Origin of the sequence: Pseudomonas sp. B16(2017) (genome assembly GCF_002113205.1) — a bacterium.
GTDB classification, from domain to species: Bacteria; Pseudomonadota; Gammaproteobacteria; order Pseudomonadales; family Pseudomonadaceae; genus Aquipseudomonas; species Aquipseudomonas pharyngis.
This window is the reverse complement of record NZ_NEKA01000002.1, coordinates 35,818-62,806: the sequence shown is the minus strand read 5'-3', so window position 1 is coordinate 62,806 and position 26,989 is coordinate 35,818. Positions and strand designations below refer to the sequence as shown.

Here is a 26,989-nt window from a genome sequence, read left to right as displayed (position 1 = left end):
AGCCCGATGAACCTTGTTGAACTGACCGAACGCCTGCACGCCATTCGCGACCGCAATGACTGGCGGCAATTTCACAGCCCGAAAAACCTGGCCATGGCCGCCAGCGTGGAAATGTCCGAACTGGTGGAAATTTTCCAGTGGCTGACCGAAGACCAGTCGCGCGCACTGCCGGCGGACAAGCTGGCCCACGCCGGGCAGGAAGTCGGCGACATCGTCCTTTATCTGTTGCTGCTGTGCAGCGAACTGGGGCTGGACATGAATGAAGTGGTGCGCAGCAAACTCGCCGACAGCGAACGGCGGTTCAGCTGATGAGCGACCGTCATTTCGATCAACTGGCGACCCGTTTCGCCGAAAAAATCTACGGTGGCGCCAAAGGCGCGATCCGCCTCGCCGTGTTGCAGGCCGACCTCGCCGAAGCCTTGCCGGATCGTCCGTTGCGGGTGCTGGATATCGGTGGCGGGCTGGGCCACATGTCGTTGTGGCTGGCTGAACGCGGGCACGAGGTGACCTTCACCGAGCCGGCCGAACCGATGCTCGAAGGCGCCCGCCAGCGCTTTGCCGAAGCCGGGCAAAGCGCGACGTTCATTCAGGCGCCCTGGCAGGAACTGCTCGGCCAGCTCACCGAGCCTTACGATCTGGTGCTGTGCCATGCGGTGCTGGAATGGCTGGCCGAACCCCACGCGATCCTGCCGGTGCTGCATCAGTTGACCAAGCCCGGCGGCTGGCTGTCGCTGGCGTTCTACAACCGCGATGCGCTGATTTACCGGAACCTGCTCAAAGGCCATTTCAAGAAAATGCGCAAGAACGACCTGGCCGGCGAAAAGCAGAGCCTGACCCCGCAGCAGCCACTCGATCCACGGGAACTGGCGACGCAACTCGCCGGGTTGTGGCAGGTCGAAACCCAGAGCGGGGTGCGGGTTTTCCACGATTACATGCCGGTGGAATTCCAGGCCCGCGCCGAGTTGATTGATTTGCTCGAGATGGAACTCGCCCACCGTCGTCACCCAAGCTTCGCCGGGCTTGGGCGCTACTTGCACTGGATCTGCCGGCCGATCTGATCGGAGCGAGATATGAAAGGTCATTCAGGGTTACTGCTGATCTGTCTGGGGTTGGCCGCCTGCCAGGGCAGCAACCCTTACGTGGCGCAGTCACGACCGTTGCCGCCGGCCCCACCGCAAGCGGCGACCACCTTCGACCGCAGCGCTTATCCTGCGCCGCCACGGGATTACGGGCGCTATCGCAGTTGGGCGTGGCTCAACGGTCAACTCCCACCGGGCACGGCCTGGGCGGATTCGGCGCAAGTGGCCGAAGCCGTGAGCAGTGCGCTGGACCAGCGCGGCCTGCGCCCGCTGCATGACAACCGCCCGGCCGACCTGCTGGTCAGCGCCAACCTGAGCCTGGAAACCCGCCTGCGTCAGGTGCAGGACGATTACGGTTACTACGGCGGCTACGGCGGATATGACCGTTACGGCCGCGGTTACGGAATGTACAACACAGTGCCGATCGTGCGTACCTATCAGGAGCAGGTCGTGGTGGTGCGGGTCGATCTGTTCGACGCCGGCAGTGGTCAACCGGTCTGGAGCGCCAGCGCCGAAACCGGTACCCAGGGTAAACAAAGTGATCGCACCGATGCGATTCGGGAGGCTGTCGAAAAGGCCATGTCGGCGTATCCTCCCGGTTAGCCTTCTGCAAATGAAAGCGCCCTCAGGTTCATGTCTTCCACCGGAGAAAAACCATGTTCCGCCGTCTTGCTTTACTGGTCGTTATCGCGCTGCTCAGTGCCTGCGCCTCGAACCAGGTCAATCATGATTTTGACGCCAGCCGCGACTTCGCCGCGTATCGCAGCTGGAGCTGGAAAGACCCCGCCCTGCAATACCGCCCCGATGATCCACGGATCAAGAGCGACCTGACCGAGCAGCGCATCCGTCAGGCCGTTGCCGATCAACTGGATCAGCGTGGCTTGCGCCCGGCCGCCTCGGGCGCCCGAGGCGATCTGTTTGTGCAGACCTACCTGATCGTCGAGGACCGTCAGCAACAGGTGACCACCAACTACGGCGGCGGTTGGGGTGGCCCGTGGAACGGTTACTGGGGCGCGCCGATGTACAACGAAACCCGCAACATCACCTACAAGGTGGCGACCATTCAGGTCGATCTGCTCGACGGCAAGGACGGCAAACTGGTGTGGCGCGGCAGCGACGAGCAAATGCTCAGCCGCACGCCGAACCCGGCGGATCGCAGCAATGCCATCCGCGAAACCGTGGCGCGGATCCTGTCCAACTATCCGCCGCGTTGAGTCTGTTGAAAAAAGTACGGGAGCCAGATGGCTCCCGTTTTTTATGGGCGGGTGAAAATGGCGCGTTGCCAGCAGTGTTGCCTGCGCGTGTCTACACTCTTACCCATCCATGGAGGTTGCGCCCGGCCGTGCGCCGGCAAAGGAGTGCGCCATGTCGCGTCATTCGCAGTGCGGCGGGCCAGCCCGGCAGCGGGGAGCCATCGGCCTGATGGCGGCCGCCACCCTCAGCCTGGCGCTGGTGTTGATGTTGCTGGTCGTGGACACCGGTCGCCTGTACATGGAGCAACGCAAACTGCAGCGCCTGGTGGACACCGCCGCCCTCGAAGCCGTCAGCCGAGGCGGCAACTGCCTGCCGGGCCTCACCGCGGCCAGTTACGCGGGGCAAAGCGCGACACGCAACGGGTTTGTCGCCAATGCCACCAACGTTCTTGTGATCGATTGCGGAAAGTTGGCGACAGCCGCCACCGGCCTGCGCACTTTTACGGTGGACGCCACGCAATCAGAGGCGGTCAAGGTCGCGGCCAACCGTACCGTCACCACCAGTTTTGCCGGCGGGGTGCAGGCGTTGTTCAGTGGCACACCCGTCAGTCTCAACACCGTGCTATACGCTTCGGCGGTGGCGGCCAAACCCAAGCCGACCGTCGCTCAATTGAACATCCGCAGCAACCTGGCCAGCATCAGCACCGCGCAATCGAACATCCTCAATCCACTGTTTTCCGGGCTGCTGGGCGGTAACGTCAACCTGACGGCCCTGGGCTGGGAAAGCCTGCTCAACACTGACATCAACCTGCTTGGCTACCTGAATCAACTGGCGATCAACCTCAACGTGGCCGCCGGCAATTACAGCCAGTTGCTCAATACCCAGGCCACAGTGACGCAACTGATCCAGGCCGCGATTACGGCGGTCCAGCTCAACGGCGCCACTGCTGAAGTGATTACCGCGCTGGGCCAACTGCAAGTGGCGGCGATCAATGCCGCCCCGGTCAAGCTCGGCGACATCCTGCAATTGCAGACCGGCACCACGGCCGCCGGGCTGGATGCCAATCTGCAGTTGCTGCAACTGGTCCAGGGCGTGATTCAACTGGCCAACAGCAAAAGTGCGGTGGCCGCGACCCTGCCGATCAGCGTGCTGGGACTGGCGAATGTCACGGTGCGGGTCAAAGTCATCGAGCCGCCGCAGTTTTCCGCGATCGGCGATCCGGCGCTGGCCAGGGCCAATCCCACCGGGCCGAACCGGATCTATGTGCGCACCGCGCAGATACGCACGCTGCTTTCGGTGAATCTGCCGGTGTTGTCCGGGGTGACCGGGTTGGCCAATGCGGTACTCGGACTGGTTGGCACGCTGACACCGACCCTCAATGCACTGTTGAGCCTTAATCTGGTCGCCACATTGAATTCGGCCGGCTGCCTGCTCGGTGCCGGTTGTGAGCAACTGGACCCGAAGCTGTTGCCCTCGCCGCAGATCGACATCAGCCTGGACGCCGGTGGTGCTGTCAGTTATGTCACCGATTACAGTTGTCCGACCGGCAATGCCGGCACCAAAAGCCTGACGGCCCGAACCATCACCTCGATTGCCGATCTCAAACTGGGCAAGATCGACCCGACCAACGCCTTCTCTTCTGCCGCCCAACCCACCGTCACACCGTTGCCGCTGGTGGATCTGGGCACGGTGACCTGCCACAAGATTCTGGGGATCGGCAGCTGTGACCCGAGCACTCACGTGCCATACGGCGCCGGCGGTATCGCGATCATGGTCAACACCAGCGTGGCGCAGAACACCCAGAACCTGGTGTTTTCCAGCGGTAATCCGTTCGCCACACCGCCCAACCTGAAACTGCCGCCAAGCGTGATTGCTGCCGCGCCCTCAACCAACATCGTCAACAGCCTGGCAAGCACCCTCGCCGGGATCAATCTGATCGTCTACAAACCCCAGGGCAGCAACCCGCTGGGCGCGATTGTCACCGGCGTTGCCAGTCTGATCAGTGATGTCACGACGACTCTGCAACCGGTGATTACCAGCGTGGTGAGTCCGCTGCTGGATCCGCTGCTGAACAATTTGCTCAAGGGGCTGGGCATCAATCTGATGGACGTCGACGTAGGCGCCAACATGACCTGTGGCCAGACCGGCAAGGCCTATCTGGTGATCTAGTCGTCGGCGGCGATCGGCAGCTCGATGCAGAACCGTGCACCGTCCGCCGAGTTGCGCACACTGAGGTGGCCGCCCATGTTCTCGATGATCCCGTAACTCACCGACAACCCCAGGCCGGTGCCGACACCTATCGGTTTGGTGGTGAAGAACGGTTCGAAAATCCGCTCCAGCAAACGCGGGTCGATACCGCCGCCGTTGTCTTCGACCCACAGTCGCACGTGCTGCTCGTCGCGTTCGGCGTAGATCGAAATCCACGGTTTGAATGCTGAATCGGACTCGCGTTTGCCCAGCAGCGCATCCCGGGCGTTGACCATCAGGTTGATCAACACCTGTTCAAGCTGATCGACGTACCCGCGCACCTGAACCTCGAATGCGGTTTCACTGATGCGCAGATCCACGCCTTTGCCGCGCATGCCTTCGGCCAGCAGCGACAGCGTGCCTTCGATGGCGCTGGCCGGGTTGAACAGCTGCTGCTCGATCTCGGAGCGGCGACCGAATACCCGCATGTGGTCCACCACTTTCGCGGCGCGCTGCACCTGCGCATCGATGCGATTGAGTTTGTCGGTCAGGTAATCGATCTGCGCATCGCCGTTGCTCAGGCGCTTCCGTACGTTGACGATGGCCATGCGCATCACGTTCAGCGGCTGATTGATTTCGTGGGCCAGGCCGGTGGCCATTTCGCCGAGGGTGGCCATTTTTGCGCTTTGCGTGAGTTGCTGTTGTGAGCGGCGCACTTCGGTGTTGTCACGGCCCACCGCCTGTACTTCGATCAGCTTTCCGTGTTCATCGAACACGCCGCGATCCGACCACACCCACCACGCATGTTCGCGCCCCGGTAATTGCAGGTTGATTTCGGCGGTGCTGACGGGAGATTGCGGGGTCAACTGCGCCAGGCGCTCAACGAAGGCCGCGCGCTGAACGTCGGACATCCAGCTGCCCAGATCGACCCCGGCCAGGGCTTCGGGGGCGCATTCCAGATAGGTCGCCAGCGGGCGGTTGCCGAACGTCAGGATCAGATCCGGGCGATAGCGGCAAATCATCGCCGGCGAGTCCTCCACCAGAATCCGATAGCGTTCCTCACTCTGTCTGACCTGCTCGGCGGCCAGCGTTGCTTCGGTGACGTCCAGCCACAAGCCGACAGCTTCCACCGGCAGGCCGAGGTCGTTGCGCAACAGCCGGGCTTCGTCGAGCAGCCAGTGGTAACCGCCGCGACTGTCGCGCATGCGATAGCGGGCGCGCACCGAACCTTCGCGCAGCAGTTGCCGGGTTCGCTCGAAATACAGGGCGCGGTCTTCAGGATGAACCCGCTCTGCCAGCGCACTGGCGTCACAGTCCTCCAGGCTCCAGCCCAGTAGCGGTTGCAGGCTGGCGCTGAAAAACGCCGGCAGCAAGGCGCCTTCGACGTAGTGCTGGACGTAAATCACCGCTGGTGAACTGGCGATCAGGTTGTCCAGCCGCGCATGGGCCGCAGCGGCCAGTTGCTGCTGGTTCTTGATGTCGCTGATGTCGAGCATGAAACCCACCAGCCGCCGGTGCTCGCCGGTGCCGGTGACCTGCCCCTGAAGGCGATACCACGCCTGCGTCTGGTCGGCATCCCGAGGATGCAGGCGCACGCACAGGTCGAGGATTTCCCCTTGCATCTGCAGGGCTTGCAGGCGGCTGCGGACTTCTTCGCGATCGGCGGGATGGATCAGGCTCAGCCAGGCCTCGAGCGTCAGCGTCGAGCTGTCCTGTTGCAGGATGGCGGCCAGCGTCGGGGCCAGTTGAATCTGCTCGCTATGGCTGATTTCCCACCAGCCTGTGCCAAGCATTGTCTGCAACGACTCCAGCCGTTCCAGTTGCAGTTGATGCTGCTGCTCGCGCAAGCGACCGAGAAGGGGCCCGGCCAGGGCGCCTGCCAGCATCAGCCAGTCGCGATCGGCCAGATACGGCGCGGTCTTGTCCACCGCGTAAAAACCGCAGAGCAGCCACGCCATCACGCCCCGATCATCGCTGTAGGGCACGGCAAAACCTTCGGCATTGCCGAACAGCCCCTGGACCCTTGAGTGTTCGTACTGGCCGTAATGCTCACCCAGGCGCTGTGGGCCGGTGCCATTGAGGCTGTCGAGTGGCGTGCCCAGACGCTGGCCGTCATGCCACAGCGCCGGGGCGTCATGGGCGTGGAACTGCTGATGGATTTGCCAGCCCTGTTCCTGTTCATCGAGCAGGGCGAGTGCCAGGCACGGGATCTGCCAGCGCTGGGCGATCACCTGCAATTGTTCGCTGACGAGCATCGGCAACCGTCCCAGGCTGCAGCTGCGCACCTGTTTGCTGATCTGCTCGGCGAGCATGTGGCACGCCTCGCGCTGATGCGCTTGCTGGCGTTCGGACAACAGGTCGGCAATGTCGATCAACTGTAGCAGCCAGCCATCGCTCAGCGGCTGGACCCAGCCGCGCAGGTGCAAGGTTTGGTCGCCCAGACCGGGAAAATCCAGGTCCAGCAGTTGGCCTTGCCAGTCTTGCGGGCGGCCCTCGATCGCCAGCGTGCAGTGCGCCAGCAGGTAGTCGTGCAACGGCACCGGTTTGTCGCGGGGCGTCTGTTGCGCCAGCAGCAGGCGCAGCGGGCCGGCCATTTGCAACACGCCGCCGTCGTTGTCGAGGTGGATGTGCAGGCCCGTCAGCGGGGTCCCGAGTACGTCCGGCAAATCGCTGGCGACCATACTTCGCTTGAGCAGGCGGCCGAGCAGGTTGTCACCCGGAGTCAAAATTTCAGGCTCGAAATGGCGGTCAGGTTGGCGGGCAGGCTGGGGACAGCGCCGACGCCCGGCAACACCAGAAAGGGGATGACCCGATTGAGCTTGCTCACCGGGTAATTGACGCTGACGGTGAGCGTGCCCTGGGCCGGGTCGTAGACCGTTGTCGTGTCCGTGCCGACCACCACGTTCAGCGACGACGGCAGCACCGACAATTGCTGGGTCAACGCGGCATTGGCGGTGCTGACCAGCACGCTTGCATAGTTGGGAACCGCGGGATCGACCGCCACGGCGCGGCGGATGGCTTCGGCGGTGACCTGGTTGAACGTCTGCATCAGCACGAACGGCAAGCTGTAGCTGACGAGGCCATAAAACACCGCGAAAAAGATCACGAACACCAAGGCGAACTCAATCGCCACCGCGCCTTTTTGCGCCTTCCGAGAGCCGGTTTTCATCCGTGCGTCTACCCTGACAGTCACTGCGTAGTATCAGCATAGAATCATTCAGCAAAAACGGACGGTTTTTACCGGATGCAAAGCCTTGTCCTTCTGATCTGGTTGACAGCGTGCGCGGCTCAGGATGCCCGGCAACGACGAATTGCCAACGTTTTGACCCTGGGTGTCGGGACTCTCGCGCTGGTCTATCTGCTGTCTTTCGGTACCACCTGGATGGGCGCCGAAGCCGGGCAGGGAGGCTGGGCCTGTGTCGTGGCCCTGGCATTCACGTTGCCCGGGTATTTCATGGGCCGAATGGGCGCCGGTGATGTGAAACTAATGACAGCTCTTGGTCTTGCGACGGACGGCGTCTCGCTGCTCGGGATTTTTATCGGCGCCGGTGCGGCGAGCCTGATCTGGATGCTGCTTGCGCCAAGAGTCTGGCTGCATATGAGTCAAGGGCTTAGGCACCGACTTAGGTATATGGCGCCATCCGTGTCAAAAAAGCTGCCATTTGCGCCGTTCGTCCTGATCGGATTTGTGCTTGCACTACCTTGGATCCATTAGTCGCCAAGCGCCACTAGTCTTATGTACATAGTCGGAAAGTGGGTCTACCTTCAAAGTAACGAGTTATACAGCCAGCGGCTGACAGTACAGGAATGGTCAGTTTTTGGCCCGGGCATGGAGTGGCACGTGAACAAGCTTACATCTGCGGTAAAAGTCATCGTTGTCGATGATCAGCCTCTGATCGTCGAAGAACTCTGTGAATTTCTCGAGAGCAGCGGCTACCGCTGTGTGCCGTGCGAGTCCAGCAAAGAGGCGATCGAGCGTTTTTCGGACGACACCGCGATCGGCCTGGTGCTGTGCGATCTGCACATGCCGGACATGGACGGCATTCAACTGGTGCAGGAACTGCAACGGCTGGCCGGCAAACACCGGGCGTTCGAAGCCATCATGCTCACCGGCCGCGCTGACAAGCAGGACGTGATCAAGGCCTTGCGCGCCGGGATTGCCGACTACTACCAGAAACCGGTCAATCTGGATGAACTGCTTGAAGGCCTGCAACGCCAGGAAGCGGTGCTGCAGGAGCGGCAGAAAACCCTGCAACTGGGCCATCTGAATCAAAAACTTCAGGACCTGTCGTCGTCCATCGATGATCTTTATCAGGATCTGGACAAGGTGCGTCGCGCGCCGGCGCCCGTCAGTGATGAGGCGCACCGTGAGGCCGGTGAGCTGGAAATCCCGGCGATCTTCAATCAGCTGTCGCCACGGCAACTGGACGTGGCGCGCCTGGTGGGCAAGGGGCAGACCAACTATCAGATTGCCTGTGAGCTGGGCATCACCGAAAACACGGTGAAGCTTTACGTTTCTCAGGTGCTACGCCTGACCCACATGCACAACCGCACGCAGTTGGCGCTGGCGCTATCGCCGGGCAATTCCGGTTTGCGCCAGCGGGTAACCGCACACTGAGACAGACTGCCGGGTAACCCATTTACCCGGCATTCACTTTCGGCTTGGGAAAAAGATTGTCCAGGGTTTCCAGCAGCCGCACGTGATAGATCGGCTTGCGGAACAGGTCCAGCACCTGCAACCGCAGCATGTCGCTCACGTCCTCCATGTCTGCATGCCCCGACGTCACGATCACCGGCAGATGCTGGCGCGAGGTGTGTTCGCGCAGACGCTTGATCAGCGACATGCCGCTTTCCTCCGGCATGCGCAGATCGGTGATTACCAGAGCGATATCGGGATGGCGGGTCAGGTGATGCAGGGCGAGTTTGACCGAGGTGGCGGTATGACAGACGAAGCCTTCGCCTTCCAGCAACTCCGCCAGCTCCAGCAACGCGTCCTCTTCGTCGTCAACCAGAAGCAACTGTTGGCGTGGGGAAGAAGACACGTTCATGTGCAGTACCTGAAAGCTGAATGGTAGATCGAGTGTAGCCCGACATCAGCAAGGTGCTGGCGCAACCGTGCTGTGGATTATGGCGTTGGCCGGGTTTGCGTCGTGCCGCCCAGTGACACCAGAACGTTGTTGAAGATCGCCAGCATACGATCACCCAGCGGAGTGACGAAAACGACCACCACCACGGCGACCATGGCCACGACGATGGCGTATTCAATTGCCGAAGCCCCGTCCTCATGTTTGTAGAGCAGCAAAGCTCTGGCCATTAAATAATCAACGATCATTCGAAACATATGCCCACTCCTTTGCGCACCTGGCGCCGATGTCACAGCAGCGGCAAAGCGTTCGCCGTGCCATTTGAGCATTGTCAACAAAGCCCCACCCAACAACTGTAAGAACGGATTAGTCATAAAGGATTAGTCGCTTCGTCACGCCCGGAATTCCGACTGCTGATTGGGCCAACACCCATACTTTCGTGGGTTATTTGTCTGTCAGTAATGGCGTTTTGTCTTGTTTCAGCTAGCGTGGAAATAGCGAAATAGTTGGATGTTCATAGCTGCCTGATTGCGATGTCCCTTGGTAGGAAGTGCGGGCTGGTAGTGCAGCAGGAAAGGGAGAGCCGTCATGAACAGTCGTGTGACCATGGGCCTTGCAACGGTGCTTTTACTGGGGGCCATCGTTGTCGGATATTGGGGCCTGGTGCTCAGCCGGCAGCCCGCTCCGGTTGCCGAGGCTCCCGCGCCGGCGGTGGTCACCGTCGAAAAAACCGTCGCAGCCGCCGAAGACCAGACCCGCCAGCCGGTCGTGGTCCTGGTGCGTGACGTCCCGCCCTTCACCCCCCTGACTGCCGCCGATATGGCCGTTGAAAAACTGCTCAGCGCCCCCGCCGGCAGTATCGGTACCCTCGAACAGGCCGTGGGCCGCACACCGTGGCGTCACCTGAGCGCCGGCACCTGGCTCAACGAAGAAAGCTTCGAGGCCGGCGGCACACTGGCGCGCATGATCCACAGTGACGAGCGCGCGCTGGCCGTGTCAGTTGATGAGGTGATCGGCGCGGCCGGGCAGTTGATCCCCGGGGATTACGTCGACGTGCTGTTGTTCCTGCGCCAGGACGCCAGCAACCCGCAGCAGTCGGCGCAGATTGTGGTACCGGCCATGCGTGTGCTCGGCGTCGGCGAACAATACGGCCTGACCAACGACGGTCAACCGTCCGCTCCTGCAATGAGTGCCGACGACAAGATCAAACAGGACCAGCGCCGGCTCACCGCGCGCACCGTGGTGCTGGCGGTGCCTGAGCAATTGTTGAGTCGAATGATGCTCGCCACCCAGGTCGGGACGTTGCGCCTGGCCGTGCGCAGCAGTGAAGAACAGCGCCTGGCCAGGTATTGGGCCGGCGAACGTCAGGCGCCGGACAAACTGGTGGCCGCCAACAGCCAACTCTTCCAGTTCACTCAGTTGGCGCTGGGGACCGCGCCGAAAACCGCGCCCGGCAGCGACCACAGCGGTGCGATACGGCCCGCGGTGGAAGTGATTCGCGGCAATCAGACCAACCCACAAAACCCATGACTGAGCAAGGATCCAAGTGCATGCAGAGTCGTTCCTGGCCGACCTTCAATCCCGTGCTCCGGGCCTTGCTGCTGATGGGACTGTCAATCAATGCCGCGCAGGCGGCCACCGGCAACTGCGCGGCCCTCGGGCGCTTGCCGCCGGTGATCGAAATCAACGAAGGCTGGCAGCAGGACATGCAATCACCGGTGGCGATCACACGCCTGGCCATCGGCGATCCGAAAATCGCCGATGTGCATGCCAATGGCAATTCGTCGTTTCTGCTCACCGCCGTGGCGCCGGGCGCTACCAGTCTGATGGTCTGGACCGGCTGCTCCAGCGAGCCGCGCCAGAGCATGGTGTTCGTCAAGGGCGCCGCTACCTCGGCCCTCACCAACACCGGTGCGCTGCCGTCGGATGATGCGCTGTTGCCCTCGCAGGTACAGACCGACATTCGTTTTGTCGAAGTCAGCCGCACCAAACTCAAACAGGCCTCCGCTTCGCTGATCGGCACCCGCGGCAATTTCCTGTTCGGTTCCCCCGGCACGTTGCCGCCCATCGACGGTGTCCCGCAACCGCGATTGCCGGTGGACAACTCGCTGTTCAACTTCTCGTGGATCGGCGGCAAGACCATGGCGATCATCAATGCCCTCGAGGGCAGCGGCTTCGCCTACACCCTGGCGCGGCCAAGTCTGGTGGCCCTCAACGGGCAAAGCGCAAGCTTCCTCGCGGGCGGGCAGATTCCGATTCCGGTGCCCAGCTCCGGCAGCGACAACGTGTCGATCGAATACAAGGAATTCGGCATCCGCCTGACCCTGACGCCCACCATCATCAGCCACGATCGCATCGCCTTGAAAGTGGCGCCGGAAGTCAGCGAACTGGATTTCAGCAACGCGGTGAACATCGCCGGCACCACCGTGCCGGCCCTGACCATCCGCCGCACCGACACCAGCATTTCCCTCGCCGATGGCGAGAGTTTTGTCATCAGCGGGTTGATCAGCACCAGCAACAGTTCACAGGTCGACAAGTTTCCGGGGCTGGGCGATATCCCGGTGCTCGGGGCCTTTTTCAAAAGCTCGCAGATCAAGCGCGAAGAGCGTGAGCTGCTGATGATCGTCACCCCGCACCTGGTGCGCCCGCTCTCGGCGGAGGCGCAACTGCCGTCGTTGCCGGGTGAAAAACTGCGTAACTACGACCCGAATTTCTACCGCATGTTTTTCCTGGAAAACGGTAACTTCGACAAGCGCAGCGGGTTGTCCCAATGAGCCAGAGCCTGAGTCAGACCTTCCTCGCCATCACCCGCAACAACACCGATCTGGAGTGGCTGCAAAGCGCGCTTGCGCCGTTGGGCCAGGTGGTCAGTGCCGGTGGCGGCAGCCTCGACGAATTGCTCGCGCTGGTGGACGTCACCTTCGCCAGCCTGGTGTTCGTCGGCCTCGACCGGGAACACGTGGTGGCCCAGAGCGCGCTGATCGAAGGCGCGCTGGAGGCCAAGCCGATGCTGGCGATCGTTGCGCTTGGCGACGGCATGGACAACCAGCTTGTACTCAATGCGATGCGCGCCGGGGCCCGGGATTTCGTCGCCTACGGTTCGCGCTCCAGCGAAGTGGCCGGGCTGGTGCGCCGCTTGAGCAAACGCCTGCCGCCGGTGACCCACAACGCGCAACTGGGCGGCCTGACGGTGTTGTACGGCGTACAGAGCAGTTCCGACGGCGCACTGCTGGCCAACCATATGGCACTGGTGGTGCAAAAGAGCGGGCAGCAGACGCTGCTGCTGGATCTCGGGCTACCCCGTGGCGATAGCCTGGCGTTGCTGGGGCTGGAGAGTTCGTTCCACTTCGGCGATGCCTTGCGCCACCTGCGCAGGCTCGACGCCACGCTCATCGACAGTGCCTTCACCAGCGCCGAAGCGGGGATGCGGATTCTGGCCTACGCCGACAATGACGCACCACTGGAAAGCACCAGCGCCGCCGAGCTGTTCATGTTGCTCAGCGCCTTGCGCCAGCACTTCCAGCACATCGTCGTGAACCTCACCGGCCAGCCTGACAGCGAAGCCCTGCGGACCTTTGTCAGCCATTGCGACAAGCTGATCTGGTACACCGACCAGAGCGTGCTCGATTGCCGGCGCAATCTGGCGGTGTTCAATCTGTGGCGGGAAAAAGGCATGAAGCTCGATCACGGGCGGCTGCTGGTCGACCGCTATCTGAGCAACGTCGCGCCAGATGCGGACACCCTCGGCAAGACCTTCAACCTGGAAGTGATCGCGGTGCTGACTTTGAGTCCGGAGCTGCGCATGAACGCCAAGAACCAGGGCGTCAGCCTGTTTGAACTGGCGCCCAGGGAAAAACTCACCCAGAGCCTGCGGGTACTCGGCGAACGGCTGGCCAAGCGCTCCGAAGGTCTGGCCAAACCCAAGGTCACCTGGTTCGACCGGCTGCGAGGCACCTCATGAGCCCGGAAAAGCTTTTCGGTGCACCGGCGCGGGGCCAGTCCGGCAACACCGACCACGAAGGCCTGAAACTGGTGCTGCATCGCTACATCATCGATGCCATCGAGGAGTCCGGGAAAAACCTGCTGGAAGGCTCGCGGCAGTTGCTGGCGCAATTTGTGACCGACAAGGTCGCCGAATACATCGCCCGTCTGCACCTGGCGATTTCCCGTTACGAGATGGAGCGGCTGGGGGAAGAAATCGTCGATGAGCTGACCGGCTTCGGTCCGCTGGAAGTCTTGCTGCGCGACACCGCCGTCACCGAAATCCTGGTCAACGGCCCGCATCGGGTGTTCGTCGAGCGTGACGGGGTACTGCATCAGAGTGACCTGCGCTTTATCGATGCGCACCACGTCGAACGGGTCATGCAGCGCATTCTTGCGCCGCTCGGTCGGCGGCTGGACGAGTCTTCGCCGATGGTCGATGCGCGCCTGCCCGACGGCAGCCGCGTCAACGCGATCATCCCGCCGATCGCCCTCGACGGCCCGTGCCTGTCGATTCGAAAATTCCGCAAGGACATGCTCAAGAGCAGCGACCTGATTGCGATGCAGACCATCGACCTGCCGATTTTCGAGTGTTTCCAGGAGGCCGTGGGCAAGCGCTGCAACATCCTGATCAGCGGCGGCACGGGCACCGGCAAGACCACGCTGCTGAACATTCTCAGCCAATTGATCAACCCCCACGAACGACTGGTGACCATCGAAGACGTCGCCGAACTGCAACTCGGCCACCCTCACGTGGTGCGTCTGGAAACCCGGCCGCCGAATGCCGAGGGCCATGGCGAAGTGAAAGCCAGCGACCTGATTCGCAACGCCCTGCGGATGCGCCCGGACCGGATCATTCTCGGCGAGATCCGTGGCGTTGAAGTGCTCGACGTGCTGACAGCGATGAACACCGGTCACGACGGTTCGATGAGCACGGTCCACGCCAACAATGCCCAGGATGCGTTGCTGCGCCTGGAAACCCTGGTCGGCCTGACCGGCCGCACGGTGGCCGAACGCACCCTGCGGCAGATGATCTGTGCGGCGCTCGACGTGATCATTCAGTTGACCCGCATGCCTGACGGCCGCCGCTGTGTCAGTGAAGTGGTGGAAGTGGTCGGCGTGCGCGAAGACGTCTACGTGACCAATACTCTGTTCCGTCTGGATCGACGCAGCGGTTTCGGCTTCCTGCGCGAAGCGGTCAACCCGGCCGGCGACAAGTTGCGGCGCGAGTCGAGTCTGGGCTGAACGCATGGAGCCTTCGTCATGATCGGACCGGTGATCCTGATTGTCCTTTGCCTGTTGCTGCTGGGGTTGTCGATTCGCCTGTTCCTGCAGGGCGTGCGCAAGACTGCCAACGAACGGGTGCTCTCTCGCCTCGCCGTCGGACAACCGCAAGCAACGGCCGAAAAAAACTCGTGGACCGGTCTGGAGCGGATGTTCCTGCGGGCAGGCCTTGGCCGGCCGAGCGAGCGATTCGGGCTTTGGCTGTCGTTGTGGGTCGTGGGCATGATGCTGGGTTATCTGCTGGCCGACTGGATCGGTCTGCTGGTGCTGATACTGGCGCCGCCGCTGATTTTGCGCTTGTACATCGCCTGGCTGTATCGACGCCGGCTCAATCGGATGATCGAACAGTTACCGCAGTTGCTCGACCACACCGTGCGCAGCCTCAAGTCCGGCCGGACCCTGAGCGATGCAGTGATGGGCGGTATCGAAGCCAGTGAGGACCCGCTGAAAGCCGCGATGGGCCGGGTGCAACGCAACGTGCAGCTGGGGGTGAACCTCCCGGACGCGGTCAGCGATTTCGCCGAGCTCTACGAGCAGGACGAACTGCGCATGTTCGCCCTGGGCCTGAAGGTCAACCATCGCTACGGCGGCAACGCCAGCGAGTTGCTGGAGAACCTGATCAAACTGATTCGCGAACGTGACCAGGGTGCCCGGCAACTGCGCGCGCTGACCGGCGAAACGCGGATGACCGCGTGGGTACTCGGATCGCTGCCGGTGATCCTGGTCAGTTACTTCATGCTGACCAATCCCGGCTACATGCTCGGCATGTGGAACGATTCCGGCGGTCGGAACATGCTGATTATAGCGGTGGTGTTGCAGGTCTCCGGTTGCCTGGCGCTGTGGCGCATGTTGAGGAGTGTCTGACATGCTGATGCTCGCCAGTCTCATGCTGTTGCTCGGGGCGCTGTTGCTGGTCGGCAATCACCTGCTGACCGAGCGGCGCCGGGTGCGTCAGGTCAACCAGCGTCTGCAGGGCCACCTGGTGCGCGAGAACCGTTTCGCCAACTGGCTGCGGGCACTGGGCAGCAGCCGGTTCGGCCAGCGCTCGGTGAGCATCGACAGTGAAACCCAGACCCTGCTCAGCCGGCTCGGCTGGCGCCGGGCCAGCGAGCGCTCGCTGTTTGCCGCCTGCCAGATCGGCACGCCGCTGCTGACGCTGGGGCTGGGCGTGTTTCTGAAAGAGGTGTTTTTCCCCCTCGCACCCAACGGCTGGCTGGTGCCGATGATCGCCACCGGCGTCGGCTATCTGCTGCCCAAACGCCTGCTGGCGTATGCCGCTGCCCGTCGGCAGAAAATCATTGCGGTGGAAGTGTCGACGTTTATTCCCCTGCTGCGAATCCTGTTCGAGTCCGGCATGGCCGTCGAGCAGGCCCTGCGTGTACTCAGCAGCGAGGGGCAAAAACTGCTGCCGGAACTGACCGGCGAACTGCGTCTGATCCTGGCCCGTGTCGACTCGGGCCTGGAACTCGGACAAGAGTTGAACAAGGCGGCCGCGATGCTGGCGGTGGATGAGTTCACCGACACCTGCGTGATCCTGCAACAACTGATTCAACAGGGCGGCGGCGCGATGAAGTCGTTGCTGACGCTCAAGCAACTGCTGGATGACCGACGCCTGACACGCTTGCAGGAATACATCTCGAAGATGTCGGCGAAGATGTCGGTGGTCATGATGCTGCTGCTTTTTCCGGCCTTGCTGATCGTTTTGGCGGGCCCCGGTTTTACCGCAATCACCCGGGCGTTTGCGTCCTGACAATGACAATGACAATGGCGATGGAGAGCGATTGATGAAAGCACTGATGGTCATGGCTAGCCTGTTGCTGCTCGGCGGTTGCGCAACCGACGGTCAGGCACCGTGGACGACGATGCTGGCGCCGGCCAGCTGCAGCAAGTTGAGCTCCGAACAGGAGCTGTCGCTGAACCTCGCCGATGATCTGGTCAACGACGGCAAGCTGCACGCCAGCCTGGCCAATCTGCAGGGTCTGCCCGACAACCTCGTCGAGGTGCGGCTGCGCAAGGCCAAGGTCTATCGCCTGCTGGGTCGCAGTGAAGCGGAGCCGTTGTATCGCAGTCTGCTGGGCACATGCCTGAACGCCGACGCCGAACATGGCCTGGGCCAGTTGTACGCCGCCCGTGGTGACAACGGCCAGGCGCAGGCCCACCTGCAACGGGCGGCGCGGCTGGCGCCGACCAATGAAAACATCCGCAATGATCTGGGCGTGGTGTACCTCAATCAGCTGCGGCTCGAGGACGCTCGTTTCGAGTTCCTGACCGCCATCGAGCTGAAGCAGAACAATCAGTTGGCGACGCTGAATCTGGTGACCCTGCTGCTCTACCAGAACAACTGGCAGCAAGCCGCCGAAGTGGTCAGCCGCGCGCACCTGACCCCGGAGCAGTTCAGCGATGCCCAGGCGCGTGCGGAGAAACTCAAGTCGCCGGTCAGAGCCAGACCCGTCGCTGGCAATCAGGTCGCGGTGGCGATTGATGCGCAACCGGCGATCAAGTGAGCCTCAAGGAGATGCCATGAACACGTTCAAGACCCTGTGTTGCCTGAGCCTGTTGAGTCTGCCGCTCGGCGCACTGGCCATCGACGCCGGCCCGGCATCGGCACAGCAGCAGGAAACCGAAGGCTGGCTGTTGCTGCAAAGCCGCAACAAGGCCGCGTCCCCCGATCCGCAGGCGGCCACGGCCACCGAGCGTGAGCTGGCGATGCAGCGCTGGTTGAAGAAGTACAAATATGAAATCCCCGATTTCTACGACCCGGATGCCGGGGGCAAGATCGAGACGAATAACTAGCTCGTCGCAGGCAACCGGCGTTGCCTGCGACGGCGGTCTATAGCTGATAACTGAAACTGATGCTGTAACGCGGCCGGCGATTGAAGGTGTCCAGCGCTTCATCCGACATCGCCTTGGCGGCTTCCAGGGCGATGTTGTAGTACTTCGCATCGCCAAATCTCAGGCCGACCGCCGCCGATGACAGGTTGTTGGCCTGCACCGGCAATTCATTGAACCAGCTGCGCGAGCGGTCGAGCACGAAGTACGGTTGCAGGATGCGCACCCAGTTGCCGTCGCGGTTGAAGCTGTAGTTGATTTCGTAAGCCACACCCCAGCCCTTGTCGCCGGACGCCTGATCATCGGGATAACCACGGCCGAAATTCTGCCCGCCGAACACCGCGCGCTCGCTGTCGGGCAGGGTGTCGTCGCTCCAGTACAACGCGGCTGACAGTACGCCTTGCCAGTTATCAAAGAACTTGTCGCTCTGCACCCCCGACAGACGCACCCGGAAAAAATCGAGGTCGATGGCGCTGTTGTTCGTGTGCGCGCCCAGGCTGTCGAAGCCCTGGTACACGCCGCCGCTTAGAATGCGCAGTTGCCGGGCATCGGCCTTGCGCCAGTCGCTTTCGAAGGCGAGGGCGCGGATGTCGGTGCGTTCTTCGACGCTCAGCGGGTAGCCGATCACGTTGTAGCGGGTCTTGTCGTTGACGGCGTACAGGCGCGATCCGGCGGTCAGCAGTTCATCCGAGGCGGCAATCAGCGGCAGGCTGAAGCCGAGCGAGTAACGGTCGTTTTCGCGATGCGGCTTGAGTTCCAGACCGTTGTTCAGCACTACGTTGGTGCCGGGATCGGCCCGGTAGCGTGAGGCCGACAGGCTCAGTTGCGCACCTTCGTCGTTGACGAACTGGTTGTAGTCCAGCCGGTAGTAACGCTCGTGATCATCCCCCGGTGGAAACAGGCCGCTGAGGCTCAGCTGTTCGCCCATCGAGGTTTGTGAATTGCTGCTGATACCGAGCAGGGCCTGAGTGCCGTTGCGGTTGTCTTCGGTGGTGCTCAGGGTGCTGGTGAACGGTTTGCGGCTGGCCTGGGCCACCAGCGTCGTTGCACCGTCGGTGGTGCCGGGTGGCGGCACCTGGGCCTGGATCGTCACGCCGGGAATGCGGGTCATCAGTGTGGTGTAGCGCTCGAACGTCTTGCGTGTGAGAGGGCGCTCAGCCTGAAGCTTGGCCGCCAGTCGCTCGAGCAGGGCTTTGACCCGCCCGACGTCGCCCGCGATCTGCACGTCCCGCACGTAGCCTTCCACCAGCACGACGCGCGCCACGCCGTCGTCGAAGTTCTGTTGTGGCAGGAAGGCGTAGGACAGCAGATAACCGTCCTGCTGGTAGCGACGGGTGATGTTGCGGGTGGCTTCGATCAGGTCGGCAAGGCTGCTCTCGCGACCGATCAGGGGCTTGTAGATTTCGGCCAGTTCGTTCAGCGGGTAGAGCGTGCCGCCTTCGATCTGCACGGTCCTGAGGTTGATCTTCGTGCCCATCAACAACGGCTGCGCGGCGGTGGCGCCGGGCTCCGGCACTTGCAGCGGCGCGGCGTTCGGCCGGTAGGCGTCGGCGGGCAGGTTCGGCACCGGCAGGTTGCGAATGGTTTCGTTGCTGTTGAGAAAGCTGGGCAGGGTGTCGGCGAGGGTTGTGCAACTGAGACCGAGAAACAGCAGGGATGCCATAACGCGCATAGGACACTCCATGTTCAAACCCCAGCACCGGGCGGGTTTTCTCCTAAGAAAAAAGCGGAAGACTCGTGGGAATCTTCCGCCCTCAACCAAGCGTAGGCGCTGTAGGTTCGGCCGTCGAATCGGCCAGGTGCAATTCAGCGTTTGTTGCCGCCCAGGGCGCCGGTAAGACCGCCGAGGGCGCCACCCAGTCCGCCGCCAGTCCCGGTGGCGGTGCCACCGTTGACCAGTCCGCCGACCGCAGTGACCGTATTGCCCACCGTGGTGACGGTGTTGCCGACCGCCGTCACTACAGGGTTGCTGTTGGTGCTGGCAATCGTGTTGCCGAGATTGCCGACGGCACCGCCGACCTGACCGGTGAGACCGGCGACCGGAGTGCCGAGCCCGGTGGCGGCGCCGACGTTCTGGGTCAGGCTGGTGACCGCCGTGGTGACTGGCGCAAGTCCGGCACCCACGTTGTTGCCCAGGGTTGCCAGGGGAGTGGTCGGGCTGGTGATCGGCGAGCCCGAACCGCCGAGCACGGTGTTGAGCGAGGCCACGGTTTTGCCGGCCGCCGCCAGCACGCCACCGGGTGCGGCGAGAGTGCCATTGCCGCTGCTCAAGCCGGCGCCGACGTTGACCACGGCGCCGCCGACGGTTTGCAGCAAGCCATTGCTGCCCAGACCGCCACCGACGCCTGTTCCCGAACCGGTGCCGTTGTCCACCAGCCCACCGGCCTTGCCGACCGCGGTGCCGACATTGCTCAGGGCGCCGCCGACGGTGTTGGTCAGGGCGTTGCCGTTGCCGGCGACAGTGACCTTGTCACCCACGCCGTCAACCGTGCTGCCGACCTTCTGGACCAAACCGTTCAACGGCGCGCCCAGTCCTGTAGCCGTACCGAGTTTGTCCGTGGTGCTTTCGACCATGGCAATCACCGGCACCAGTTTGCTGCCGACTTCTTTGGTCACCGAGCCGAGCGGGCCGGTGGTGGTGGCGGTGCTGAGGGTGTCGCCGAGCATGGTGACCTTTTCGCCGACCCCGTTTAGCACTGGGGCGACCTTGGTTACCACACCGCCGACCACGGGAACGCTGCCCGTGGCAGTGGCCAGTTTGCCGCTCAGGTCGGACACGCCGTTGCCCACATCCTGCACCACGCCGCCGACCGCCGAAGCGGTGACGCCCAGACCATTGTCGGTGGTTGCCAGTTTGCCGATGCCGTTGGCTACGCCGTCACCCAGCGTGGTCACTACGTTGCCGGCGGTTTTGGCGGCGCTTTGCACCACGCCGCCAACGACAGGCACGCCGCTCAGGGAGTCACCGACCTGGCCGACGCCATCGCCGACGCCGCTGACGGTATTACCGACGTCCTGCACCAGGGTGGTCGTCACCAGCGAAGGCGTCGTGGGATTGGTCGGGTTCGTCGGGTCCGTCGGATTGGTGGGATTGGAGGGATTGGTCGGATTGGTCGGATCCGTTGTCCCTCCCGTTCCGCCAGTGCCACCGGTACCGCCAGTGCCGCCAGTGCCCGCGGTGTCTCCGGTTCCACCCGTGCCACCGGTGCCGCCAGTACCCGCAGTCGAGCTGTCGGGGGAAGAACTGCCGGAACTGCTGTGATGACCGCCGCCGCCACTGCTGCAACCGGCCAGACCGAGGGAGAGAATGAGGGCCAGTGCCGTTGCCGATTTGCACCATGCCGCCTGAGCTTTCATCTGAGTTTTCATGAGCGTTATTCCTTGCACCTGTCACAACGTTTGTTGTTTTCGATGGCCCGCCGATTCTGTTGCCGGCAGTGCCTTCGTCCGTTGTGCTCATATCAGTCGCAAGGGCGGATCCACGCCATTCTCAAGTTGGTATTAACGCCTTTATGCAGGGGGATGCGAGTGCCGCCTAACGACTAATACCGAGGATATAGGCGCGCAAAAAAAAGCCTTGAAAATCAAGGCTGGGTTTCGGCGAGGGATGTTTGTGCGGCGCGGGAAAACTTAAGTGATATATACACAATTGAGCAGGTTTTCCCGGCCTCGATGTCAGGCTACCGGCTGCCAGTTGCCCACCATGTGCTCCAGATCCCCGGCGCCAATCAGGCGCAACTCACCGCTGGAGCCGGCAGCGCTGGCGAACAGGCTCACCTCGCTCGGCAGGCGCACCGGTTTGCGAAAATGCACGGTGACCTCAAGGTTGGCCTTGGGCAGATGATCTGCCAGAGCTGCCAGCGTGCGGGCCTTGTTCCATAACCCGTGGGCGATGGCTGTGGGGAAACCGAACAGCTTGGCACTGGCGGCGCTCAGGTGGATCGGGTTGTAGTCGCCGGAGACTTTCGCGTACTGCCGGCCGATGTCCGCCGGCGCCTTCCATTGCGCCACTTGCATCAGCGGCAGCGCCGGCTCCCAGGCCTGTTCGACCGGTTCGCCTTCAAGCTTCACGCCGCGACAGAGCATTTGGCTTTCGGCTTCCCACAACGGGCCGAGTTGATCGTCGAGGGTGGTCAGCAGATCGAAGGTCGCGCCCTTTGGATGCGGTTGCAGGTTATGCACCCGGACACTGACTTGCGCGCGACTGATCCCGCCCATTGGCCGCAATACGCGGATGCGGTTGCGCAGATGAATCAGCCCCAGCAGCGGGAACGGAAAGTCTTTGGCCGTCAGCAATTGCATCTGCAGGGCGAACGCCAGGATATGCGGATAGGTCGGCGGCAGCAGGCCGTCATCGGCGAAACCGCAGACCTTGCGATAGGCCGCCAGACGTTTGCCATCGACCTCGACGGCGCAGCGCAGGCCGCTGGCGGGCAGGGTGGTGCCGGTGATTTTGCGTCGGGTCGCCGCCCGGGCATACAGCCCCGGCAGGCTCGGCTCGTGGTGCAGCGTATGCCATTCGATGGTCATGGTCAGGCTCCCAGAACGCTTTGGCCGCACACCCGCAGCGCTTGTCCGGTGAACGCGCCGGTGCCCGGTTGGGCCAGCCAGGCCACGGCTTCGGCGACGTCTTGCGGCAGGCCGCCCTGGCCCAGCGAACTCATGCGCCGCCCGGCTTCACGCAGGCCGAACGGAATGTGCGCAGTCATCTGGGTCTCGATGAATCCCGGCGCCACGGCATTGATGCTGATGCCGCGTTCCAGCAGGGTCGGCGCCCAGGCCTGGGCCAGTCCGATCAGCCCGGCCTTGCTTGCCGCGTAGTTGGTCTGCCCGCGATTGCCGGCGATGCCGCTGATCGAGGCCAGCAGAATGACCCGGGCGTTATCGCGCAACGTGCCGCTGTCGAGCAGGGCTTTGGTCAGCACTTGCGGTGCGTTGAGGTTGACCGCCAACACCGCGTCCCAGAATTCCGGCGTCATGTTGGCCAGGGTCTTGTCACGGGTGATGCCGGCGTTGTGCACCAGAATGTCGAGGCCGTCCGGCAGCTGTTCGATCAGTTGCGCGGCAGCATCTTCGGCGCAGATGTCGAGGGTGATGGCGCGCCCGCCGAGGCGCGCGGCCAGGGCTTCCAGATCGGTTTTCGCGGGCGGCACGTCGAGCAGGATCACCTCGGCGCCGTCACGGGCCAAAGTTTCGGCGATGGAGGCGCCGATGCCGCGCGCCGCACCGGTGACCAGTGCCTTACGTCCGGCCAACGGGCGCGTCCAGTCGGTGACCTGGGTGGCGCAGGCTGTCAGCCGGATCACCTGCCCGGAGACGAATGCACTTTTCGGCGAAAGGAAAAACCGCAGCGGCCCTTCGAGCTGATCCTCGGCGCCTTCGCCCACGTAGATCAATTGCAGCGTGCCGCCGCTGCGCAGCTCCTTGGCCAGCGAGCGAGAGAAGCCTTCAAGGGCTCGCTGTGCGCTGGCGGCAAACGGTTCACGCAGGGTTTCCGGGGCGCGGCCGAGGATCACCAGATGCGCGCTGCTGTCGAGGTTTTTCATCAACGGCTGGAAGAACTCACGCAGCTGCTTCAGCTGGTCGGTGTGCTGCAAATCGCTGGCGTCGAACACCACGGCCTTGAGTTTCGGGCCATGGCCGGGAATCCATTGGGTGGCGCTGGCCGGCTGATCGCCGTAGCGATAAATGGCATCGGTCAACCGGTTGGCAAAGGCGCTGACCTGCTCGGCCAGCGGACCACCGCCGATCAGCAGCGCACCGTCCACTGGCCGCAGGCGCCCCGCCTGCCATCGTTCCAGCCGCACCGGCGACGGCAGGCCCAGGGCTCCGACCAGACGGTGGCCGATGGACGAGTTGGCGAAGTCGATATAGCGGTCAGACATGGAACGCTCTCCAGAAGATGGGGTTCAAAGTGTGGACTGCGAAGGGCAATCAATCGTTCGATCCACGCAATAAGGCCTACGCTAGAACAGCAGAGTAGTTTGCCCTCGGCGCTTTTGTGGCCCGACCGGGTTTTCAGCGCTCGATTTTCAGACCGGATATTTCACAAGGAGCATTTCATGAGTCAGCTGCGCCGCGTCGCGATCATTGGTGGCAACCGCATTCCGTTCGCCCGTTCCAACGGGCCCTACGCCACCGCCAGCAATCAGGTGATGCTCACCGCCGCTCTCGAAGGCCTGATCGAACGCTACAACCTGCACGGCCAGCGCATCGGCGAAGTGGTCGCAGGGGCGGTGCTGAAATTGTCACGGGATATGAACCTGACCCGCGAATGCGTGCTTGGCTCACGCCTGTCACCGGCCACCCCGGCCTACGACATTCAGCAGGCCTGCGGCACTGGCCTGGAAGCGGCGCTGCTGGTGGCGAACAAGATCGCCCTCGGCCAGATCGATTGCGGCATTGCCGGCGGCGTCGACACCACGTCGGATGCGCCGATCAGCGTCAGCGAAGGCCTGCGCAAGATCCTTCTGCAAGCCAACCGCGCCAAGACCACCGGCGACAAGCTCAAGACCTTTCTGCAATTACGCCCGAAACACCTGATCCCCGACTTCCCGCGCAACGGCGAACCGCGCACCGGCCTGTCGATGGGCGAGCACTGCGAATTGATGGCGCAGACCTGGAACATCCCCCGCGAGGAACAGGATCAACTGGCCTTCGAAAGCCACCACAAACTGGCGGCTTCCTACAGCGAAGGCTGGCACAACGACCTGATGACCCCATTCCTCGGCCTGACCCGCGACAACAACCTGCGCCCGGACCTGACCCTGGAAAAACTCGCGACCCTGAAACCGGCCTTCGAGAAAAGCGCCAAAGGCACGCTGACTGCCGGCAACTCGACGCCGCTGACCGATGGCGCGTCGGTGGTGCTGCTGGGTAGCGAGGAGTGGGCGAAGGAACGCGGCTTGCCGATCCTCGCTTACTTGCGTGACGGCGAAGCGGCGGCGGTGGATTTCGTCAACGGCGCCGAAGGGCTGCTGATGGCGCCGGTCTATGCCGTGCCACGCTTGCTGGCGCGCAATGGGCTGACCTTGCAGGACTTCGACTACTACGAAATTCACGAGGCCTTCGCCGCGCAAGTGTTGTGCACGTTGAAGGCCTGGGAGGATCCGGACTACTGCAAGACCCGGCTCGGGCTGGACGCGCCGCTGGGCTCGATTGATCGCAGCCGCTTGAACGTCAAGGGCAGCTCGCTGGCGGCGGGGCATCCGTTCGCCGCGACGGGCGGGCGAATTGTGGCGAATCTGGCGAAGTTGCTGGATGCGGCGGGGCAGGGGCGGGGGTTGATTTCGATTTGTGCGGCGGGGGGGCAGGGGGTGACTGCCATCGTCGAGCGCTGAAGGAACAAGAAGCCCCCTCTCCCAAGGGAGAGGGGATTACAAAGGTTACTCAGGTACGGAACCTGCGCACCAACCCGTCCAGCTCATTCGACAACCCCGCCAGACTCTGTGAATCCAGCCGCGCCGAATTCGCCAGCTCCGCCACCAACTGCGCATCACCATGAATCTGGCTGATATGCCGATTGATGTCCTCAGCCACCTGATGCTGCTCTTCAGCGGCCGTGGCGATCTGCGTGTTCATGTCGCGAATCACATCCACCGACTCACGGATCTGACCGAAGCTTTCTCGCGCTTCGCCGATGCGTGCCACCGATTGCTGAGACACATCGAGGCTGGCGCGCATCTGCTGAGTCACCGCGCTGGTGCGTTTGGCCAGGTTGCCCAGCAGCCCGTCGATTTCCGCCGTCGAATCCGCCGTGCGTTTGGCCAGTGCGCGAACCTCATCGGCCACCACCGCAAAACCACGACCCTGCTCACCGGCCCGCGCCGCTTCGATGGCCGCGTTGAGCGCCAGCAGGTTGGTCTGTTCGGCGATGGAGCGGATGGTGCCGAGGATCGACTGGATGTCGTTGCTGTCGCGTTCCAGTTGTTGCATCGACTGCGCCGATTGCTCCAGCTCCTGGCTCAGTTGATCGACGCTGTGCACCGCCGCATCGATCTGCTGCTGACCTTCGCGGGCCTGGCGCTGGCCGCTGTCGGCAGACTCCGCCGCCTGGCTGCACGAGCGGGCGACTTCGTTGGCGGTGGCGACCATTTCGTGGAACGCGGTCGAGACCATGTCCACCGCTTCGCGCTGGCGCCCGGCGGCTTCCGCCATGTCGCCGGATACCCGGGTCGAGCTCTGCGAAGTGGCGAGGATTTTTCCGGCCGCGCCACCGATATGCTGAATCAGGCTGCGGATCGCGGTGAGGAACTGGTTGAACCAGTTGGCCAGTTGCGCGGTTTCGTCGCTGCCACGGATATCGAGGCTCTTGGTCAGGTCGCCTTCGCCCTGGGCGATGCCTTCCAGACCGCTGGCCACGCTGCGGATCGGCCGCACGATCAGGCTGGCGAAACTGGCGCCGACCACCGCGAAGATCACCGCCAGCACCGCAGCGATGATTGCGATCAGCCAGGTGAGTTTAGTGGCCGAACTCATTACGTCGTTCTGTTTGATCAGGCCGATGAAGGTCCAGCCCAGTTGCTCCGAGGGCCAGACATTGGCCATGTAGCGTTCGCCGTTGAGCTCGATGTCAACCAGGCCTTTGCCGGCCTTGGCCAGTTGCGCGTAGCCGTCGCCGAGGCTGTCGAGTCGTTTGAAGTTGTGCTCCGGTTGCTTCGGATCGACCAGCACCGTGCCGGTGTTTTCCATCAGCATCAGATAACCGCTTTCGCCGAGCTTGATCTGTTTGACGATCTCGGTCAGTTGCTTGAGCGACACGTCAATGTTGACCACGCCACCCTGGGCGCCCAACTGGTTGGCGACCGCGCGCACGGTGCTGACCAGAACCGCGTCGTCGCCGGCCCAGTAATAGGCCTCGGTGCGCAGGGTCTTGCCCGGGTTGGCCATGGCCGTCTTGTACCAGGGGCGGGTGCGCGGGTCGTAGTTGGCCATCTTCGGATCGCCCGGCCAGAAGGCATAGCCGCCGCTGTTCAATCCATAGGAGACGTAGGAGTAGGCCGGGTGGGATTTGGCCAGCCCCTCGAACAGTGCAAACAGTTGCTTGTCGATCTCGCCATCGGAGGTATCGGCGGCGTTGGCGCTCATGCGGCTGCGAACGCTGCCATCGGCGTTCCGCACCAGCGGCTGCGCCGCCAGGTAATCGACGTTCTGGCTGATGCCGTCGAAAAACAGCTGCATGGCATTGCTGACCTGACGGATCTCGCGCCCGCTGCTGTCGACAAAATCGTCCCGGGCATCGCTGCGCAGGTTGAGTACCACCAGCGTGGCGACCAGCACCACGGGCAAGCAGGCGATGATTGCAAACGCCCAGGTCAACTTCTGTTTGATGTTCATCCGCGCTCCAGATTT

25 protein-coding genes and 1 pseudogene are annotated in these 26,989 nt (G+C 62.9%); 16 read left to right on the top strand and 10 right to left on the bottom strand.

What is annotated here, in order from left to right:
- The first annotated feature begins 6 nt into the window (after positions 1-6).
- The 5 genes from CAG25_RS03040 (at position 7) to CAG25_RS03020 (ending at position 4,442) form a co-directional block, all read left to right on the top strand.
- Positions 7-309 carry a MazG-like family protein gene (locus tag CAG25_RS03040; protein WP_085610997.1) on the top strand — a complete coding sequence of 101 codons (303 nt, stop codon included), beginning with the start codon at positions 7-9 and terminating at the stop codon, positions 307-309.
- Positions 309-1,058 (top strand): methyltransferase, encoded by a 750-nt coding sequence (locus CAG25_RS03035; RefSeq protein ID WP_064593249.1) that lies wholly within the window; start codon positions 309-311, stop codon positions 1,056-1,058. The genes CAG25_RS03040 and CAG25_RS03035 overlap by 1 nt, the downstream gene beginning before the upstream one ends.
- 12 nt (positions 1,059-1,070) lie before the next feature.
- Positions 1,071-1,682 (top strand): DUF4136 domain-containing protein, encoded by a 612-nt coding sequence (locus CAG25_RS03030; RefSeq protein WP_064379241.1) that lies wholly within the window; start codon positions 1,071-1,073, stop codon positions 1,680-1,682.
- Between the two features lie 53 nt (positions 1,683-1,735).
- Entirely contained in the window at positions 1,736-2,293 is a 558-nt protein-coding gene (locus CAG25_RS03025; protein ID WP_085610996.1) for a DUF4136 domain-containing protein, read from the top strand.
- Between the two features lie 151 nt (positions 2,294-2,444).
- Positions 2,445-4,442 (top strand): pilus assembly protein TadG-related protein, encoded by a 1,998-nt coding sequence (locus CAG25_RS03020; protein ID WP_085610995.1) that lies wholly within the window; start codon positions 2,445-2,447, stop codon positions 4,440-4,442.
- Here CAG25_RS03020 and CAG25_RS03015 read toward each other — a convergent pair.
- Complete coding sequence (locus CAG25_RS03015) at positions 4,439-7,186, bottom strand: ATP-binding protein (RefSeq protein WP_085610994.1); 2,748 nt, start codon at positions 7,184-7,186, stop codon at positions 4,439-4,441. The genes CAG25_RS03020 and CAG25_RS03015 overlap by 4 nt on opposite strands.
- Positions 7,183-7,629 carry a TadE/TadG family type IV pilus assembly protein gene (locus CAG25_RS03010; RefSeq protein WP_064593254.1) on the bottom strand — a complete coding sequence of 149 codons (447 nt, stop codon included), beginning with the start codon at positions 7,627-7,629 and terminating at the stop codon, positions 7,183-7,185. Before CAG25_RS03010 ends, CAG25_RS03015 begins: the two co-directional genes overlap by 4 nt.
- A 75-nt stretch (positions 7,630-7,704) precedes the next feature.
- Between CAG25_RS03010 and CAG25_RS03005 the strand changes: the two genes are divergently transcribed.
- Both CAG25_RS03005 and CAG25_RS03000 read left to right on the top strand, forming a co-directional pair.
- Positions 7,705-8,175 carry a prepilin peptidase gene (locus CAG25_RS03005; protein WP_085610993.1) on the top strand — a complete coding sequence of 157 codons (471 nt, stop codon included), beginning with the start codon at positions 7,705-7,707 and terminating at the stop codon, positions 8,173-8,175.
- Between the two features lie 126 nt (positions 8,176-8,301).
- Positions 8,302-9,078 (top strand): response regulator transcription factor, encoded by a 777-nt coding sequence (locus CAG25_RS03000; protein WP_085611236.1) that lies wholly within the window; start codon positions 8,302-8,304, stop codon positions 9,076-9,078.
- 22 nt (positions 9,079-9,100) lie between these two features.
- Here CAG25_RS03000 and CAG25_RS02995 read toward each other — a convergent pair whose 3' ends face one another.
- On the bottom strand, positions 9,101-9,508 hold the full coding sequence (locus CAG25_RS02995; protein WP_007958451.1) for a response regulator: 408 nt from the start codon (positions 9,506-9,508) through the stop codon (positions 9,101-9,103).
- A gap of 77 nt (positions 9,509-9,585) precedes the next feature.
- On the bottom strand, positions 9,586-9,792 hold the full coding sequence (locus CAG25_RS02990) for a Flp family type IVb pilin (RefSeq protein ID WP_039772511.1): 207 nt from the start codon (positions 9,790-9,792) through the stop codon (positions 9,586-9,588).
- Between the two features lie 340 nt (positions 9,793-10,132).
- On the opposite strand from CAG25_RS02990, the gene cpaB reads away from it, so the two are divergent.
- The 8 genes from cpaB to CAG25_RS02950 are packed head-to-tail and all read left to right on the top strand — an operon-like array spanning position 10,133 to position 17,602.
- The gene (gene cpaB / locus CAG25_RS02985) at positions 10,133-11,074 is read left to right on the top strand and encodes a Flp pilus assembly protein CpaB (protein WP_085610992.1); all 942 of its coding nucleotides are present in this window, start codon (positions 10,133-10,135) and stop codon (positions 11,072-11,074) included.
- A 20-nt stretch (positions 11,075-11,094) separates the two neighbouring features.
- Positions 11,095-12,318: a type II and III secretion system protein family protein gene (locus CAG25_RS02980; RefSeq protein WP_085610991.1), complete on the top strand. Its 1,224-nt coding sequence runs from the start codon at positions 11,095-11,097 to the stop codon at positions 12,316-12,318.
- Positions 12,315-13,505: a pilus assembly protein gene (locus tag CAG25_RS02975; RefSeq protein ID WP_085610990.1), complete on the top strand. Its 1,191-nt coding sequence runs from the start codon at positions 12,315-12,317 to the stop codon at positions 13,503-13,505. The genes CAG25_RS02980 and CAG25_RS02975 overlap by 4 nt, the downstream gene beginning before the upstream one ends.
- Positions 13,502-14,770 (top strand): CpaF family protein, encoded by a 1,269-nt coding sequence (locus tag CAG25_RS02970; protein ID WP_085610989.1) that lies wholly within the window; start codon positions 13,502-13,504, stop codon positions 14,768-14,770. The genes CAG25_RS02975 and CAG25_RS02970 overlap by 4 nt, the downstream gene beginning before the upstream one ends.
- A gap of 18 nt (positions 14,771-14,788) precedes the next feature.
- Positions 14,789-15,673 carry a type II secretion system F family protein gene (locus tag CAG25_RS02965; protein WP_085610988.1) on the top strand — a complete coding sequence of 295 codons (885 nt, stop codon included), beginning with the start codon at positions 14,789-14,791 and terminating at the stop codon, positions 15,671-15,673.
- Between the two features lies 1 nt (position 15,674).
- Positions 15,675-16,559 carry a type II secretion system F family protein gene (locus CAG25_RS02960; protein ID WP_085610987.1) on the top strand — a complete coding sequence of 295 codons (885 nt, stop codon included), beginning with the start codon at positions 15,675-15,677 and terminating at the stop codon, positions 16,557-16,559.
- Positions 16,560-16,593: 34 nt separating this feature from the next.
- Positions 16,594-17,313 (top strand): tetratricopeptide repeat protein, encoded by a 720-nt coding sequence (locus CAG25_RS02955; protein WP_064593262.1) that lies wholly within the window; start codon positions 16,594-16,596, stop codon positions 17,311-17,313.
- A 16-nt stretch (positions 17,314-17,329) separates the two neighbouring features.
- Complete coding sequence (locus CAG25_RS02950) at positions 17,330-17,602, top strand: DUF3613 domain-containing protein (RefSeq protein ID WP_039772498.1); 273 nt, start codon at positions 17,330-17,332, stop codon at positions 17,600-17,602.
- A gap of 37 nt (positions 17,603-17,639) precedes the next feature.
- On the opposite strand, the gene CAG25_RS02945 is transcribed toward CAG25_RS02950, so the two are convergent.
- From CAG25_RS02945 to CAG25_RS02930, 4 genes are all read right to left on the bottom strand, one after another.
- Positions 17,640-19,310, bottom strand: coding sequence for a ShlB/FhaC/HecB family hemolysin secretion/activation protein (locus CAG25_RS02945; RefSeq protein ID WP_085610986.1), 1,671 nt, complete (start codon positions 19,308-19,310; stop codon positions 17,640-17,642).
- A 134-nt stretch (positions 19,311-19,444) separates the two neighbouring features.
- Positions 19,445-21,007 (bottom strand): collagen-like triple helix repeat-containing protein, encoded by a 1,563-nt coding sequence (locus CAG25_RS02940; RefSeq protein ID WP_178076452.1) that lies wholly within the window; start codon positions 21,005-21,007, stop codon positions 19,445-19,447.
- Positions 21,008-21,313: 306 nt separating this feature from the next.
- Complete coding sequence (locus tag CAG25_RS02935; protein ID WP_085610985.1) at positions 21,314-22,168, bottom strand: MaoC/PaaZ C-terminal domain-containing protein; 855 nt, start codon at positions 22,166-22,168, stop codon at positions 21,314-21,316.
- Positions 22,169-22,170: 2 nt separating this feature from the next.
- Positions 22,171-23,523: a 3-oxoacyl-ACP reductase gene (locus CAG25_RS02930; protein ID WP_085610984.1), complete on the bottom strand. Its 1,353-nt coding sequence runs from the start codon at positions 23,521-23,523 to the stop codon at positions 22,171-22,173.
- Between the two features lie 177 nt (positions 23,524-23,700).
- On the opposite strand from CAG25_RS02930, the gene CAG25_RS02925 reads away from it, so the two are divergent.
- Positions 23,701-24,978, top strand: a complete 1,278-nt coding sequence (locus CAG25_RS02925; RefSeq protein WP_085643975.1) for an acetyl-CoA C-acetyltransferase — start codon at positions 23,701-23,703, stop codon at positions 24,976-24,978.
- 49 nt (positions 24,979-25,027) lie between these two features.
- Here CAG25_RS02925 and CAG25_RS29010 read toward each other — a convergent pair whose 3' ends face one another.
- Together CAG25_RS29010 and CAG25_RS29005 are read right to left on the bottom strand one after the other, a co-directional pair.
- Positions 25,028-25,756 carry a methyl-accepting chemotaxis protein gene (locus CAG25_RS29010; RefSeq protein WP_371320909.1) on the bottom strand — a complete coding sequence of 243 codons (729 nt, stop codon included), beginning with the start codon at positions 25,754-25,756 and terminating at the stop codon, positions 25,028-25,030.
- A 129-nt stretch (positions 25,757-25,885) separates the two neighbouring features.
- Positions 25,886-26,818: pseudogene (locus tag CAG25_RS29005) on the bottom strand (cache domain-containing protein); the annotation flags it as partial.
- Positions 26,819-26,989: the final 171 nt, after the last annotated feature.